11 protein-coding genes are annotated in these 14,004 nt (G+C 66.1%); 6 read left to right on the top strand and 5 right to left on the bottom strand.

What is annotated here, in order from left to right; translation table 11 throughout:
* The first annotated feature begins 1 nt into the window (after position 1).
* The 6 genes from AC0Z2B_RS23075 (at position 2) to AC0Z2B_RS23100 (ending at position 8,992) form a co-directional block, all read left to right on the top strand.
* Entirely contained in the window at positions 2–403 is a 402-nt protein-coding gene (locus AC0Z2B_RS23075; protein ID WP_416423555.1) for an ExbD/TolR family protein, read from the top strand.
* A gap of 205 nt (positions 404–608) precedes the next feature.
* Positions 609–3,314 (top strand): TonB-dependent receptor, encoded by a 2,706-nt coding sequence (locus AC0Z2B_RS23080; RefSeq protein ID WP_476299667.1) that lies wholly within the window; start codon positions 609–611, stop codon positions 3,312–3,314.
* 126 nt (positions 3,315–3,440) lie between these two features.
* Positions 3,441–5,303: an extracellular solute-binding protein gene (locus AC0Z2B_RS23085; protein WP_476299669.1), complete on the top strand. Its 1,863-nt coding sequence runs from the start codon at positions 3,441–3,443 to the stop codon at positions 5,301–5,303.
* A 1-nt stretch (position 5,304) separates the two neighbouring features.
* Positions 5,305–6,369 (top strand): microcin C ABC transporter permease YejB, encoded by a 1,065-nt coding sequence (locus tag AC0Z2B_RS23090; RefSeq protein ID WP_416423552.1) that lies wholly within the window; start codon positions 5,305–5,307, stop codon positions 6,367–6,369.
* Positions 6,369–7,391, top strand: a complete 1,023-nt coding sequence (locus AC0Z2B_RS23095) for an ABC transporter permease (protein WP_476299671.1) — start codon at positions 6,369–6,371, stop codon at positions 7,389–7,391. The genes AC0Z2B_RS23090 and AC0Z2B_RS23095 overlap by 1 nt, the downstream gene beginning before the upstream one ends.
* Before the next feature lie 2 nt (positions 7,392–7,393).
* The gene (locus tag AC0Z2B_RS23100) at positions 7,394–8,992 is read left to right on the top strand and encodes an ABC transporter ATP-binding protein (RefSeq protein ID WP_476299673.1); all 1,599 of its coding nucleotides are present in this window, start codon (positions 7,394–7,396) and stop codon (positions 8,990–8,992) included.
* A gap of 323 nt (positions 8,993–9,315) precedes the next feature.
* On the opposite strand, the gene AC0Z2B_RS23105 is transcribed toward AC0Z2B_RS23100, so the two are convergent.
* The 5 genes from AC0Z2B_RS23105 to AC0Z2B_RS23125 form a co-directional block, all read right to left on the bottom strand.
* Entirely contained in the window at positions 9,316–9,669 is a 354-nt protein-coding gene (locus AC0Z2B_RS23105; protein WP_476299675.1) for a gamma-glutamylcyclotransferase family protein, read from the bottom strand.
* 120 nt (positions 9,670–9,789) lie between these two features.
* Complete coding sequence (locus tag AC0Z2B_RS23110; protein ID WP_416423549.1) at positions 9,790–11,103, bottom strand: c-type cytochrome; 1,314 nt, start codon at positions 11,101–11,103, stop codon at positions 9,790–9,792.
* A gap of 14 nt (positions 11,104–11,117) precedes the next feature.
* Positions 11,118–12,722, bottom strand: a complete 1,605-nt coding sequence (locus tag AC0Z2B_RS23115) for a GMC family oxidoreductase (RefSeq protein WP_476299678.1) — start codon at positions 12,720–12,722, stop codon at positions 11,118–11,120.
* Positions 12,715–13,248 carry a sugar dehydrogenase complex small subunit gene (locus tag AC0Z2B_RS23120; RefSeq protein WP_476299681.1) on the bottom strand — a complete coding sequence of 178 codons (534 nt, stop codon included), beginning with the start codon at positions 13,246–13,248 and terminating at the stop codon, positions 12,715–12,717. The genes AC0Z2B_RS23115 and AC0Z2B_RS23120 overlap by 8 nt, the downstream gene beginning before the upstream one ends.
* A gap of 129 nt (positions 13,249–13,377) precedes the next feature.
* Positions 13,378–13,842 carry a GlcG/HbpS family heme-binding protein gene (locus tag AC0Z2B_RS23125; RefSeq protein ID WP_416423546.1) on the bottom strand — a complete coding sequence of 155 codons (465 nt, stop codon included), beginning with the start codon at positions 13,840–13,842 and terminating at the stop codon, positions 13,378–13,380.
* Between the last annotated feature and the right edge of the window lie 162 nt (positions 13,843–14,004).

Below are 14,004 nucleotides of genomic sequence, written 5' to 3' on the forward strand. Positions count from 1 at the left end.
CATGGCCTTCTCTACCCAAGACAGCGACGAAGTACTCAGCGAAATGAACGTCACGCCGCTGGTGGACGTGATGCTGGTGCTGCTGGTGGTGTTCATCGTCACCGCGCCGCTGATGACCAACGCCATCAAGGTCAACCTGCCGAAGACCGACGCCGTGGCCCCCGCCGAGAAGAAGGACCCGGTGGTGGTCAGCGTCGACCAGGACGGCAAGTTCTTCCTGGCCAAGAGCGAAATCGCCCCCGAGCTGCTGGAAAAAAGCCTCTCGGACGTGAAGGCCAAGGACCCCGAAGTCCGGGTGCAGTTGCAGGCCGACACCAGCGTCAACTACGGGCAAGTGGCCAAGGCCATGGCCTCCATCGAGCGCTCGGGCATCACCAAAATCTCGGTGATGACCTCCCGGTGACACGCCGGCCGGGCGGGGGATGAGACAGCCCGGCCAGGCGTTGCGGTAAACGGTCGTTCCACACCTGTGCGGTGCCCCTTTGGGCGCTGCAGGGGAGCGGCTGGCTTGAAGCAGAGGAGTTTCGTCCGGGGCCGGCATAACCCATCCGGAACAAGAGGGCTCACAAGGCCATTTCACTAAACGTCTGAAAAAGTCGGAAATTACCATGTTGATGAGTTTGCAACGTTTTACCCTCAAACCACTGGCGGCCACCCTGCAACGGCGCAGCATGGTGCCGCTGTGCGTGATGGCCATGGGCATGAGCACCGTGCAGGCAGCCGAAACCAGCGATGACGCCGGTACCGCCGCCGCGGCCGTGGTCGCGCCGGCCACCACCCAGTTGCAGAAGGTCGAAGTGACCGGCTCGGCCATCCGCCGGGTCGACGCCGAGACAGCCGTGCCGGTGACCATCCTGCGCGCCGCCGACCTCGAGAAGCAGGGCGTGACCACCACTGCCGAGCTGATGCAGCGGGTGACGGGCAACAACTCCATCAGCAACGCCGCCGGTTCCGTGGGCGCAGCCACCGGCGGTGCCAGCTTCGCCGACATGCGCGGCATCGGCGCCAACAAGACCCTGGTGCTGCTCAACGGCCGGCGCCTGGCCAACAACGCCATGTCCGGCACCAACAGCCAGGGCGGCGCGGTGGACCTGAACATGATTCCGTTCGCCGCCATCGACCGCGTGGAAGTGCTGCGCGACGGCGCCTCGGCGCTGTACGGCACCGACGCCATTGGCGGGGTGATCAACTTCATCACCAAGAAGTCCCTCACCGACGGCACCCTCACCCTGGGCGGCGAAGACCCCACCAACAGCGGTGGCGGCGGCAGCAAGGACATGAGCGGCAGCTGGGGCTACGGCGACCTCGACAAGGACCGCTTCAACGTGATGGGCGTGTTCAACTACCGCACCCAGCAGAACCTGGAAGCCAAGGACCGCAGCTTCGACCAGGACTACGTGCCCGGTCGCGGCCTGGACAACACCTCGGGCACCGCCTTCCCGGCCAACTACAGCCAGAACGGCAACGCCGCCAACCCGCTGGGCAGCGCCTGCAGCGGCGCCAACCTGATCGCCAGCAACGGCGTGTGCCGCTACAGCACGCGCAACTCCATCGACCTGCTGCCGCAGACCGAATCCACCTCGTTCTTCGGCAAGGCCACCGGCAAGCTGGCCGACGACCACAACGTCAACCTCGAATACTTCTGGAGCCGCAACGACAACAGCACCACCGTGGCCCCGGCGCCGCTCACCGGCCTGAGCCTTGCGCCCAGCTCGCCCTACTACCCCGGCAACGGCATCACCCCGCTGCCCACCGGCTTCGCCCTCGACCCCACACAACCGGTGGGCGTGAACTGGCGTGAAACCGCCGCCGGTGACCGCGAATCGAAAGACCAGAACACCAGCCAGCGCCTGCTGCTGAGCTTCGACGGCACCGTCGGCGGCTGGGACTACAACGTCGGCGCCGGCTACAACCAGAACCGGGTGGTCAACAGCGTCACCGGCGGCTACGTCAGCGACTCGGCGCTGACCGCCGGCCTCGACAGCGGCCTGCTCAACCCGTTCGGCGCCCAGAGCGCGGCTGGCCAGCAGTACATCGACGACAACGCCTACCACGGCGCCTACGCCGTCTCCACCGGCCGCGTGGCCTCGCTGGACGGCAAGGTCACCCGCGAGATCGGCGACTGGTTCGGCGCCGGCCCCGTGGGCCTGGCCCTGGGCGGCGAGTACCGCAAGGAGAAATACCACGAGTCGGTGGCCGACTGGGCCGGTGACCTGTCCAGCCTGGGCGTGGACCCCAACAGCTCGGTGTCGGGCGAGCGCAGCATCAGCGCCGAATACGCCGAGATCAACGTGCCGGTGATCGACAGCCTGGAACTGGGCGCCGCGATCCGCCACGACAAGTACAGCGACTTCGGCAGCACCACCAACCCCAAGTACACCTTCCGCTTCCAGCCGTTCAAGGAACTGGTGATGCGCGGCGCCTACAGCGAAGGCTTCCGTGCCCCGTCGCTGTATGAGCTGAACAACCCCACCTACACCACCTTCACCCAGGGCAACTACAACGACCCGACCCTGTGTGCCGGCGGCGTGGTGCGCCCGGGCGGCAACGGTGGCCGCGACTGCAACCAGCAATTCCTCAACAGCACCGGCGGCAACCAGGACCTCAAGCCCGAGACCGCGCGCAACGTCACCCTGGGCTTCGTCTACCAGCCAGTGCGCAACCTGTCCATGGGCCTGGACTTCTGGTGGATCAAGATCGCCGGGCAGATCGAGGAGTTCCCCGAGTCGGAAGTGTTCGCCCACCCCGACGAGTACGCCGACCGCATCGTGCGCGCCGCCGACGGCTCCATCGACCACATCATCACCGGCCTTGCCAACCTGGGTAACGTGAAGACCAGCGGTATCGACGTCAACCTCAACTACCGCTTCCCGCAGACCACCATCGGCCAGTTCGGCCTGGACCTGACCGGCACCTACGTCACCCGCTACGACTACCAGCAGACCATCGGCGGTGCCTACACCGACCGCGTCGGCGACTTCCAGGGCGACCAGGTGGCGCAACGCTGGAAACACAACATCACCGGCAGCTGGAACTTCGGCGCCTACCGCGCCTCGGTCACCAACCGCTTCACCACCGGCTACAACGACTACGACCCCACCACCAACAGCCGCGTCAGCTCGTACTCGCTGTGGGACCTGTCGGCCGGCTACACCTTCAACAAGGTGCTGGACGTGGACCTGGGCGTGAAGAACGTGTTCGACCGCGACCCGCCGTTCTCCAACCAGGCCTACACGTTCCAGAGCGGCTATGACCCGCGCTACACCGATCCGTTGGGGCGCACCCTGTTCGCGCGCATGACCTACCACTTCTGATCGGGATCGACGGGGGCTGAGCTCCGGCCCCCGGCACGATCCGCCTGCGATATCGCACCCCCGGCGTCCCTCCGCGCCGGGGGCTTTTTCCAGGCCTGTGTTAACGCGGTTCGAGGAATTCCAAGCATGTCACAGCCCCTCAAGTTTCTGCTGGCCAGCCTGTTCTGCCTGGCCAGCCTGCCGGCGCACGCGGCACCCGTCGGCGCCATGACCGTGTACGGCGACGCGCCCAGATACCCGGCCAACTTCCAGCATTTCGACTACGTGAACGCCGACGCGCCCAAGGGCGGGTCCCTGAGCCGCTCGTCCATGGAGATCGGCCAGTTCAACTACATCCTGCCCTACGTGGACCAGGGCACCGGCGTGGTCCAGGTCGACACCTGGCTGTACTCGCCGCTGGCCTACCGTTCGCTGGACGAGCCCTACACCGTCTACGGCCTGGTGGCCGAGAAAATGGAACACGACCCCGACGGCCTGTGGATGCGCTTCTACCTCAACCCCAAGGCCACTTTCGCCGACGGCACGGCCATCACCGCCCAGGACGTGGCCTTCACCTTCAACCTGCTGATGACCAAGGCCAGCCTGAGCTTCCGGCTGCTGTACGGCGACGTGCAGGACGTGGTGGTGGAAGGCCCGCGCCAGGTGCGCTTCAACTTCAAGAACAACCTCAACCGCACCCTGCCCCTGGACCTGGCGTCCATGCGCGTGCTGCCCGAGCACTACTGGAAGGACCACGACTTTGCCAGCGGCGGCGGCTTCACCCCGCCCCTGGGCAGCGGCCCCTACCGGGTGACCAAGGTCGACCCGGGCCGCAGCATCACCTTCGAGCGCAACAAGGACTGGTGGGCCCGCGACCTGCCGGTGAGCCGCGGCCTGTACAACTTCGACAGCCTGACGGTGAATTTCTACGCCGACACCGAGATCGCCCGGCAACTGCTGCAGGCCCAGGCCTACGACTACAACCGCGAGTTCTCCTCGGGCGGCTACGTGGTGGGCTACCAGAGCCCGGTGCTGGACGACGGCCGCCTGCAACGGCAGATCCTCGCCCCCGCGCAGCCCAAGGGCGCCCAGGGCTTTGTCTTCAACCTGGAGCGGCCGGTGTTCAAGGACCGCCGGGTGCGCCAGGCGCTGACCCTGCTGTGGGATTTCGACTGGGCCAACCGGCAGATCATGCGCAGCTTCTACACCCGCCAGGACAGCTACTTTCCGAACAGCGACCTGGCCGCCACCCAGCTGCCCGATGCCCAGGAGCTGGCGATCCTGGAACCGCTGCGCGGCAAGGTGCCGGACGAGGTGCTCACCCAGGTCTACCACTCGCCGCGCACCGACGGCAGCGGCAACATCCGCCCGCAGCAGTTGCAGGCGCTGAAGCTGCTGGCCGAGGCCGGCTGGCACCCCGAGCATAACCGCCTGGTCAACGCCCAGGGCGAGCAGCTGAAATTCACCTTCCTCGACGGCCAGGGCGGCTTCGACCGCCTGCTGCTACCGATGAAGCGCAGCCTGGCGCAGATCGGCATCGACCTGGAACTGCGGCGCATCGACCCCGGCCAGTACAACAACCTGATGAACGCCCGCGACTACGACTTCACCGTGGTGCAGTTCCCGCGCAGCGGCGACCCGATCATTTCCCCCGGGCGCGAGCTGTACAGCCTGTACGGCAGCGCCAGCGCCACCCAGCCGGGTAGTTCGAACTTCATGGTGCTGCGCGACCCGGCGGTGGACAGCCTGATCGATGGCCTGGTCAAGGCCACCACCCGCAACGACATGGTCCACTACGCCCGCGCCCTGGACCGGGTGCTGCAGTGGGGTTACTACTCCATCCAGAACTACTACAGCGAAGGCACGCCCACGGTGTTCCTCAACCGCTTCGGCAGGCCCAAGGTGGCGCCCACCTACGACGTCGGCCTGGACACCTGGTGGCAGGTCAGCCCCACGCCCCTCACCACCCTGCAAATGAGCGCGCTGGCGCACAATTCCGAGGAGCACTGAGATGCTGCGCTATATCTGTCGGCGGCTGCTGCTGATCATTCCCACCCTGCTGTGCATCCTGGTGGTCAATTTCGTCATCGTCCAGGCCGCGCCCGGCGGCCCGGTGGAACAGGCCATCGCCCGCCTGCAGGGCGCCGGCGGCCACGGCGTGGGCGGCGGTGGCGGGGAAAGCGCCGGGGGTGGCGGCAGCCGCTCCAGCCGCGGCCTGGACCCGGCGCTGATCGAGGAGATCAAGCACCACTACGGCTTCGACCAGCCCATGCACGCGCGCCTGTGGCTGATGCTGAAGAACTATGCCCACCTGGACTTCGGCACCAGCTTCTTCCGCGGCGCGCCGGTGACCGAGCTGATCGCGCAGAAGCTGCCTACCACCCTGTCCCTGGGGCTGTGGGCGACGCTGATCACCTACCTGATTTCCATTCCCCTGGGCATTCGCAAGGCGGTGCACCACGGCACGCGCTTCGACGTGTGGACCAGCACCGCGATCATCATCGGCTACGCCATGCCGGCGTTTCTGTTCGCCATCCTGCTGATCGTGGTCTTTGCCGGCGGCAGCTACGTCAACTGGTTCCCGGTGCAGGGCCTGGTGTCGAGCAACTTCGACCAGCTGTCCACCCTGGGCAAGGTCGGCGACTACCTGTGGCACCTGGTGCTGCCGGTCAGCGCCCTGGTGATCGGCGGCTTCGCCACGCTCACCATCCTCACCAAGAACAGCTTCCTCAACGAGATCAGCCGCCAGTACGTGACCACGGCGCGAGCCAAGGGCCTCACCGAGCAGCGCATGCTCTACGGCCACGTGTTCCGCAATGCCATGCTGCTGGTGCTGGCGGGCATTCCCCAGGCGCTGATCGACGTGTTCTTCGCCGGCTCGCTGCTGATCGAGACCATCTTCAACCTCGACGGCATCGGCCGCATGAGCTACGACGCCGCCGTGTCGCGCGACTACCCGGTGGTGTTCGGCACGCTGTTCCTGTTCACCCTGTTCGGCCTGTTGATCAAGCTGCTGGGCGACCTGTGCTACACCCTGGTCGACCCGCGCATCGACTTCTCCGCGAGGACTGCCTGATGTTCCGGATCTCCCCTTTGGGCCAGCGCCGCCTGGCCGCGTTCAAGGCCAACCGCCGTGGCTGGTGGTCGCTGTGGCTGTTCATCGCGCTGCTGCTGACGTGCCTGTGCAGCGAGTTGCTGGCCAACGACAAGCCGCTGCTGATCCACTACCAGGGCAAGATGTACTACCCCATCCTCCACGAATACCAGGAAACCGATTTCGGCGGCCAACTGCCGTTCGAGCCCGACTACAGCAGCCAGTACGTGCGCGAGCTGATCAGCGCCAAGGGCGGCTGGATGCTGTTCCCGCCGATTCCCTTCAGCGACCAGTCGGTGAACTATGACCTCAGCCAGCCCTCGCCCAGCCCGCCCACGCGCGACAACTGGCTGGGCACCGACCAGCAGGCCCGCGACGTGCTGGCGCGGGCGCTGTATGGGGCGCGGGTGTCGATTCTGTTTGCGCTGATACTGACCGTGGTCAGCACCCTGATCGGCGTGTGCGCCGGCGCCGTGCAGGGCTTCTATGGCGGCTGGGTGGACCTGATCGGCCAGCGCCTGCAGGAGATCTGGTCGGGGCTGCCGGTGTTGTACCTGCTGATCATCCTCTCCGGCTTCGTCGCCCCCGGCTTCTGGTGGCTGCTGGGGATCATGGCGCTGTTCTCCTGGTTGGCGCTGGTGGACGTGGTGCGCGCCGAATTCCTGCGCGGCCGCAGCCTGGAGTACGTGAAAGCCGCCCGCGCCCTGGGCGTGACCGACGGCGCGCTGATGCGCCGGCACATCCTGCCCAACGCCATGACCAGCACCCTCACCTACCTGCCCTTCATCGTCACCGGCGCCATCTCCACCCTCACCGCCCTGGACTTCCTGGGCTTCGGCATGCCCGCCGGCAGCGCCTCGCTGGGCGAGCTGGTGGGCGAGGCCAAGCAGAACCTCGAGGCGCCCTGGCTGGGCATCACCGCCTTCTGCGCCCTGGCGCTGATTCTTTCGCTGCTGGTGTTCATCGGCGAAGCCTGCCGTGACGCGTTCGACCCAAGGACCTGAGCATGACCGACAACCTGATTGAAATCCGCCACCTGAGCGTGGCTTTCGGCGAGCGCGAAGTGGTGCACGGCATCGACCTGGACATCCGCCGCGGCGAGTGCCTGGCGCTCGTGGGCGAGTCCGGCTCGGGCAAGTCGGTGACGGCCCACTCGATCCTGCGCCTGCTGCCGGGCAAGAGCGTCAACACCGGCGGCAGCATCCGCTTCAACGGCGAGGAACTGGTGGGTGCCAGCGACAAGCAGCTGCGCAACCTGCGCGGCAACCGCATCGCCATGATCTTCCAGGAACCCATGACCTCGCTGAACCCGCTGCACACCGTGGAGAAGCAGATCGGCGAGGTGCTGGCGGTGCACAAGGGCCTGAACGGTCGCGCAGCGCGGGCGCGGGTGCTGGAGCTGCTGGAACTGGTGGGCATCACCGAACCTGCCAAGCGCCTCAAGGCCTACCCGCACCAACTGTCCGGCGGCCAACGCCAGCGCATCATGATTGCCATGGCCCTGGCCAACGAGCCGGACCTGCTGATTGCCGACGAGCCGACTACGGCATTGGACGTGACCGTGCAGCAGAAGATCATGGAGCTTTTGCGCTCGCTGCAGGCGCGCCTGGGCATGTCGCTGCTACTGATCAGCCACGACCTCAACCTGGTGCGGCGCGTGGCCCAGCGGGTGTGCGTGATGCGCGGTGGCGAGATCGTCGAGGAGGCTGACTGCGAGACGCTGTTCGAGCGCCCTGCCCATCCCTACAGCCGCCAGTTGATCGACGCCGAGCCCGACGGCCGGCCGGTGCCGGTGATGTTCGACCAGTACCTGCTGGAAGTGGACGACGTGCGCGTGTGGTTCCCGCTGCCCAAGCCGCTGTTCAGCCGCCAGCGCGACTACATCAAGGCGGTGGACGGGGTGAGTTTCAAGCTGCTCAAGGGCAAGACCCTGGGCATTGTCGGCGAGTCGGGCTCGGGCAAGTCCACCCTGGGCCAGGCGATTCTACGGCTGGTGGAATGCCAGGGCAGCATCCGCCTGGGCAACAAGGAACTGACCCTGCACAGCCAGCGCCTGATGCGGCCATTGCGGCGGCAGATGCAGATCGTCTTCCAGGACCCGTTCGCCAGCCTCAGCCCGCGCATGTCGGTGCAGCAGATCATCGCCGAAGGCCTGGAGACCCATGGCATCGGCACGCCGGCCGAGCAGGAGGCGGCGGTGATCCGCGTGCTGGAGGAAGTGGGCCTGGACCCGGCCACCCGCCACCGCTACCCGCACGAATTCTCCGGCGGCCAGCGCCAGCGCATCGCCATCGCCCGCGCCCTGGTGCTTGAACCTGCGCTGATCCTGCTGGACGAACCCACCTCGGCGCTCGACCGCACCGTGCAGAAACAGATCATCGAACTGCTGCGCAGCCTGCAGCTGCGCCATGGCCTGACCTACCTGTTCATCAGCCACGACCTGGCGGTGGTGCAGGCCCTGGCCCATGACCTGATGGTGATCCGCCACGGCCGCGTGGTAGAGCAAGGCCCGGCCCGACGCGTATTCGCCGACCCGCGGCACGCCTACACCCAGGAGCTGCTGAAGGCCTCCAGCCTTCACAAACGCACACCGCAAATCGCGTAGCCGCGGCCGCAGGCCGCGTCATGGACGCTGCGGTGTGCCTGATGCACCGCATAAAGCAAACGCAGCCTGGCGGCAGCTGCTATGCGAACGTGGATACCCCATGGACCGCGTCGCCTGCATCGCGGCCAAGGCCGGCTCCTACCACGAATAGTGTAGGAGCCGACTTTAGTCGCGATGTAGGCGACGCCATTTCAAGACAGTTGCTGCTACGCGAGTGCGTGTACCACCCGGCCGCGTCATGGACGCTGCGGTGTGCCTGATGCACCGCATAAAGCAGACGCCGCCTGGCGGCAGCTGCTACGCCGAATGCCTTTAAAACCGCGTCAGGCCTTTACGTAGACCCAGGCCGTCAGGCCCGAGGCCAGGGGCACGGCGACGCGCTTGTAGTCGGACACCTCGTAGGCGTCGGCAGCCGCCAGTTCGGCATCGCTGATCTGGAAGACCATGCCCGCCACGCTGTCGCCCGGCGCGGTGCTGGGGCTGACAATGGGGTGGTGGGTCTGGCCGCTGGTGGCCAGCACGGCCGGGTCGGTGATTTCCACCCAGTCCTGGCGGTAGCCTTGCATGTGATCGGCCTGGCCGCTCAACTCGCGGCCGAAGTTGGCCAGTTGCACGGACTTGTCCTGCAGGGTGCCGTAGGAGAACAACAAAACAGGGTGATCAGCAGAAGGGGTCACGAGGCTCGTATCCTTTGACGAGGGAAAGGAGCGCCATTTTACCCCACCGGCAGCAGGTCAAAAAAATGAAAAAGGCCGCCCCTTTTCGGGGGCGGCCTTCGGTTTTGCAGGCTTGACGCCTTACAGCTTGTCGCCCTGCAGCACCAGCGGCGGGTTAGGCAGCCCCTGGTCCTTGCGTAGCTTGGCCACCTGCTTGGCGTCGACGGTCGCCGCCGCCGGGTTGCCGAACTGGGTGAAGACGTAGTTGGTGACCTGGGCCACCTGCTCGTCCGTCAGGTCTTCGGCGAAGGATGGCATCAGGATCTCGCCCTTCTCCATCTTGCGGTTCACCGAACCCAGGATCACCGAAACCACGTTCTTGGCGTCCGCCGCACCGGTGGTGGTGTGGTTGAACAACGCCGGGTAGGCGCCGAAGCCGCTGCCCGCGCCCTGGCCCTTGGCGCCGTGGCAGGTGGCGCAGTTGCCCATGAACAACGCACGGGCCGGGTCCTGGGCGAGGATCGCCGGGCTCTGGCCGCGCAGGTCGACGTAGCCCTCGCTCGGCTTGCCGAAGCTGGACCGCGAACCTGGCTGCTTGTCATCGGCAATGGCCGGCACCGACTGCAGGTAGGTGGCGATGGCCGTCAGGTCAGTGTCAGGCAGGTACTGCAGGCTGTGCTCGATGGCCTCGGCCATGGGCCCGGAAGCGGTGGCACGACCGTCAACGTGGCCGGTCTTGAGGTAGGTGACCAGCTCGGCCTGGGTCCAGTTGCCGATGCCGGCGACCTTGTCCGGGGTAATGTTATAGGCCACGAAGCTGCCCAGGTCGCCACCGGCGAACGGCTTCTTGGTGTCCATGCCCATGGTCAGGTTGCGCGGCGTGTGGCAGGTGCCGCAGTGCGCCAGGGCTTCCACCAGGTAACGGCCCTGGTTCCACTGGGCAGTCTGGCTCGGGTCAGGCTTGAGCTCGCCGGCCTTGAAGTTGAAGAACTTCCAGAACGTCATGCCCCAGCGCTGGTTGAACGGGAACGGCAGGTCGGTCTTGGGCGACGCCTCGGCCACCGGCGGCAGCGACATCAGGTAGGCCTTGATGGCCAGCACGTCGTCGCGCGACATCTTGGTGAACGAGTCGTAGGGCATGGCCGGGTACAGCTGTTCGCCGTCCTTGCCCACGCCGTCACGCACCGCGGCGACGAACTGGTCATCAGTCCAGTTGCCGATGCCGTGCTCCTTGTCCGAGGAGATGTTGGTGCCGTAGATCACGCCGAACGGCGTGCCCACCGGGTAGCCGCCGCCGAACGCCTTGCCCTTGGGCGCGGTGTGGCAGGCGGTGCAGTCGGCGGCGTGGGCCAGGTATTCGCCACGGCTGATCAGCGCCGCGTCGGGGGATTGTTCGGCGGCCTGGGCACCCAGGCTGGCCACCAGCGGCAGTACCGCCATGAGGAATTTTTTCATCGATAGCTCCCGGTTCATGCCAAGCTCTTGAGCACGGTGTCGGCCATGCGCAGCGCCAGCGCGGTGCCGGTCAGGGTCGAGTTGACGATGGCGGCGGTCGGCATCACGCCGGTGCCGGCCATGAACAGGTTCTCGTGCTCGTGGCTGCGCAGGTCGCGGTCCACCACCGACGTAGCCGGGTCTGCGCCCATGCTCAGGGTGCCGGTGATGTGCTGGTTGTTGTCGTACACGCCACGCTTGCTGAACACCACTTCGGTACCGCCCATGGCGCTGGCGATTTCCTTGTAGACGTCGATGGAGTGGTCGTAGCCCTTGTGCACGTATTCCGGGAACTTGTAGTGCACCTCGATGCGCGGCAGGCCCCAGGCGTCCTTCTCGGTCTTGCTGAGCATGACGCGGTTGTCGCGGTCGGGCAGGATTTCCATCATGCCTTTCAGCAGCACGTAGTGGTCGGCCTGGTACTTGAGCTTCTCGTTCAGCGCCTTGCCGTAGTAGCCCTGCTTGATCAGGCGCTCGGTGAGCATGCGCGTCGGGTTGGTGTTGGCAAGGTCGATACGCAGGCCCGAACGGTCGGCGCGGAAGGCGCCGTCGCGGATGTTGTTGATGCTGCTCGGGCGCATCGGGCCACGGCCGAAGTAGATCGGCTCGTCGGCCAGGAACTCTACGGAAGAACCTGGGTGGTCCATCAGGTGGCGGCCGACCATGTCGTTGCTGTTGGCCACGCCGTTGGGCAGGCGGTCGCTGGTGGACATCAGCAGCAGCTTGCTGCTTTCGATGGCGTTGGCGGTCAGCACGAAGCGCTTGCCGGTGACGCGGTGGCTGGCCTTGTTGGCGTCCAGGTAGTGGACGGCGACGATGCGGCCCTTGTCATCGGCCTCGATGCGGTAGACCACGGCGTTGGCGACGATGCGCACGCCGGCGTCCAGGGCTTTGCGCGCGGCGATGCCGCCGTGGTACTGGGCGTCGATCGGGCACACCGGCATGCAGTTGTTGTTGCCGCAGCAGGCCGGGCGGCCGTCGAACGGCACGCTGTTGCGCGCCTGCGGGCCGATGCCCACTTCGTAGCCCAGGCCCTTGAGGCGCTGCTTCATGCGCTCGAAGCCGTACGGCAGCGGAATGCCCGGCAGCGGGTACGGCTGCGAGCGTGGCGAGCCCAGGTCGCTGTCACCGGACACGCCCATCTGGAACTCGGCGTCGCAGTAGTAGGGTTCCAGCTCGTCGTAGCTCAGCGGCCAGTCCACGCCCACGCCGTACAGCGATTGCAGCTTCATGTCGTTGGGCAGGATGCGGAACGCCTGCCCCGCCCAGTGCCAGGTGGTGCCACCCACGCCACGCAGGTACGAGGCCAGGTACGGGTCCGGGCCTTTCTGGATCAGGTAGCCGTTGTCCACCGGCTGGAACTTGGGCTGCGGCGCCCAGGGTTTCGGCGGGTAGGGTTCGGTGAAGTCGCCCTTGAGCGGGCTGTTGCGGAACAGCTCCACGGCCTCGTCACGCTTGATCTCGGGACCCGACTCCAGCATCAGCACCGAAGCACCGGCCTTGGCCATTTTCAGCGCCGACAGGGAACCGGCGATGCCGGCACCAATGACGACTACATCTGCACTGAGGGAATCAGACATGGGCCACGCTCTCGGACTGGGGGGGTTGAATCCAGAAATTCGGTTCGCCGGCGCAGTAGCTCGGCGGGGTGAAGGAGGTGCTCAGCAGCTGGTAGCTGACGATGGTTTCGAAGCCGACGCACACGGGGTTCATCTTGCTGCCCACCACACCCAGGTACCAACCGCCCAGCAGGGCCTGGTACAGCGCGGCCACCGGGGCCGGCTGCGTTGCCAGCTGCGCCTGGAAGGCATCCGGGGCCAGGCCCTGGTGCGCGTCCAGCAGGCCGTTGAGGCTGGCCATGTTGGCGGCCAGCTGCGGGTCGGCGTGCTTGAGCCAGTCATGCAGGCGCTGGCCCAGTTGCAGGTCGGGCTTGTCGATGCCGGTCAGGCGCATGGACAAGGCGAGGAAGTCTGCGGGCAAGGTCAGGTTGTTGACCAGCGGGGCGCTGGCGAACGCGTTGGAAACCAGCAAGGTCTTGCCCAGGGCACCCGCAGCCAGGAGGCTGGTGGCGCCGAAGACCAGATGGCGTCGGCTTAGATTTATCATGGTTGATCGTCCGATGTGATCACATCCCCGATAGCCAGGCTCCGGGGCTTTTAATGGTGTGCACAGTGGGGCGCCGCGACGGGCATGAGCCTGTCGCGGGACCGGTTGCAACGGTTACAGCAAGGGGTGTTACTTGAGGGCTTGCGCCGCGGTCTCGCTGGCCTGGTTGTCCAGGGCCTGCACCGGGGTGCTGACGCCGACGGCGCCGACCACTTCACCGTTGAGGGTCAGCGGGTAGCCGCCACCCAGGGCCACGGCGTGAGGGATTTCGAGCACGGTGGACTCGCCTTTCTGCAGGCGTTCCATGAATTTCACCGACGGCGCGCGGTACAGCGCCGAGGTGCGGGCCTTGCCGATGGAGGCATCGACGCAGCCCAGCGGCGCGCCGTCCAGGCGTTCAAAGGCCAGCAGGGTGCCGGAGACGTCCACCACCGCTACGCAACCAAAGCTTTTCTGCGCGGCGAGGCTGGCCTTGACGCTGCTGATGACCTGCAGGGCCTGGGCGTTATCCAGTTGCTGGTGGGTCGCGGCGAAGGCGCTGGAGGATGCCAAAGCCAGAATGCTGGCACCGAAGAAAAAAGACAGGGTTTTCATGAAGTTGCCATTCCTATGAGCAGTAACCAATTTTAACCAACTGGTTAGTCCACTAACCATCCGCATTTGCGCAAATGATCGTTACAAAAAAGCGAACAATTGCCGCATTGACATTTCACGCAAGGCCCTGGCATGGCGTGCACGACCGCGTTGATGCGTCCA

The sequence above is a fragment of the Pseudomonas sp. GYB4201 genome, assembly GCF_056312595.1.

Excerpts from the sequence above, each read along its gene's own strand:
- AC0Z2B_RS23120 (WP_476299681.1), bottom strand. The coding sequence starts at position 13,248 with ATGATAAATCTAAGCCGACGCCATCTGGTCTTCGGCGCCACCAGCCTC.
- AC0Z2B_RS23075 (WP_416423555.1), top strand. The coding sequence starts at position 2 with ATGGCCTTCTCTACCCAAGACAGCGACGAAGTACTCAGCGAAATGAAC.
- AC0Z2B_RS23110 (WP_416423549.1), bottom strand. The coding sequence starts at position 11,103 with ATGAAAAAATTCCTCATGGCGGTACTGCCGCTGGTGGCCAGCCTGGGT.
- AC0Z2B_RS23080 (WP_476299667.1), top strand. The coding sequence starts at position 609 with ATGTTGATGAGTTTGCAACGTTTTACCCTCAAACCACTGGCGGCCACC.
- AC0Z2B_RS23095 (WP_476299671.1), top strand. The coding sequence starts at position 6,369 with ATGTTCCGGATCTCCCCTTTGGGCCAGCGCCGCCTGGCCGCGTTCAAG.
- AC0Z2B_RS23090 (WP_416423552.1), top strand. The coding sequence starts at position 5,305 with ATGCTGCGCTATATCTGTCGGCGGCTGCTGCTGATCATTCCCACCCTG.
- AC0Z2B_RS23100 (WP_476299673.1), top strand. The coding sequence starts at position 7,394 with ATGACCGACAACCTGATTGAAATCCGCCACCTGAGCGTGGCTTTCGGC.
- AC0Z2B_RS23085 (WP_476299669.1), top strand. The coding sequence starts at position 3,441 with ATGTCACAGCCCCTCAAGTTTCTGCTGGCCAGCCTGTTCTGCCTGGCC.
- AC0Z2B_RS23115 (WP_476299678.1), bottom strand. The coding sequence starts at position 12,722 with ATGTCTGATTCCCTCAGTGCAGATGTAGTCGTCATTGGTGCCGGCATC.
- AC0Z2B_RS23125 (WP_416423546.1), bottom strand. The coding sequence starts at position 13,842 with ATGAAAACCCTGTCTTTTTTCTTCGGTGCCAGCATTCTGGCTTTGGCA.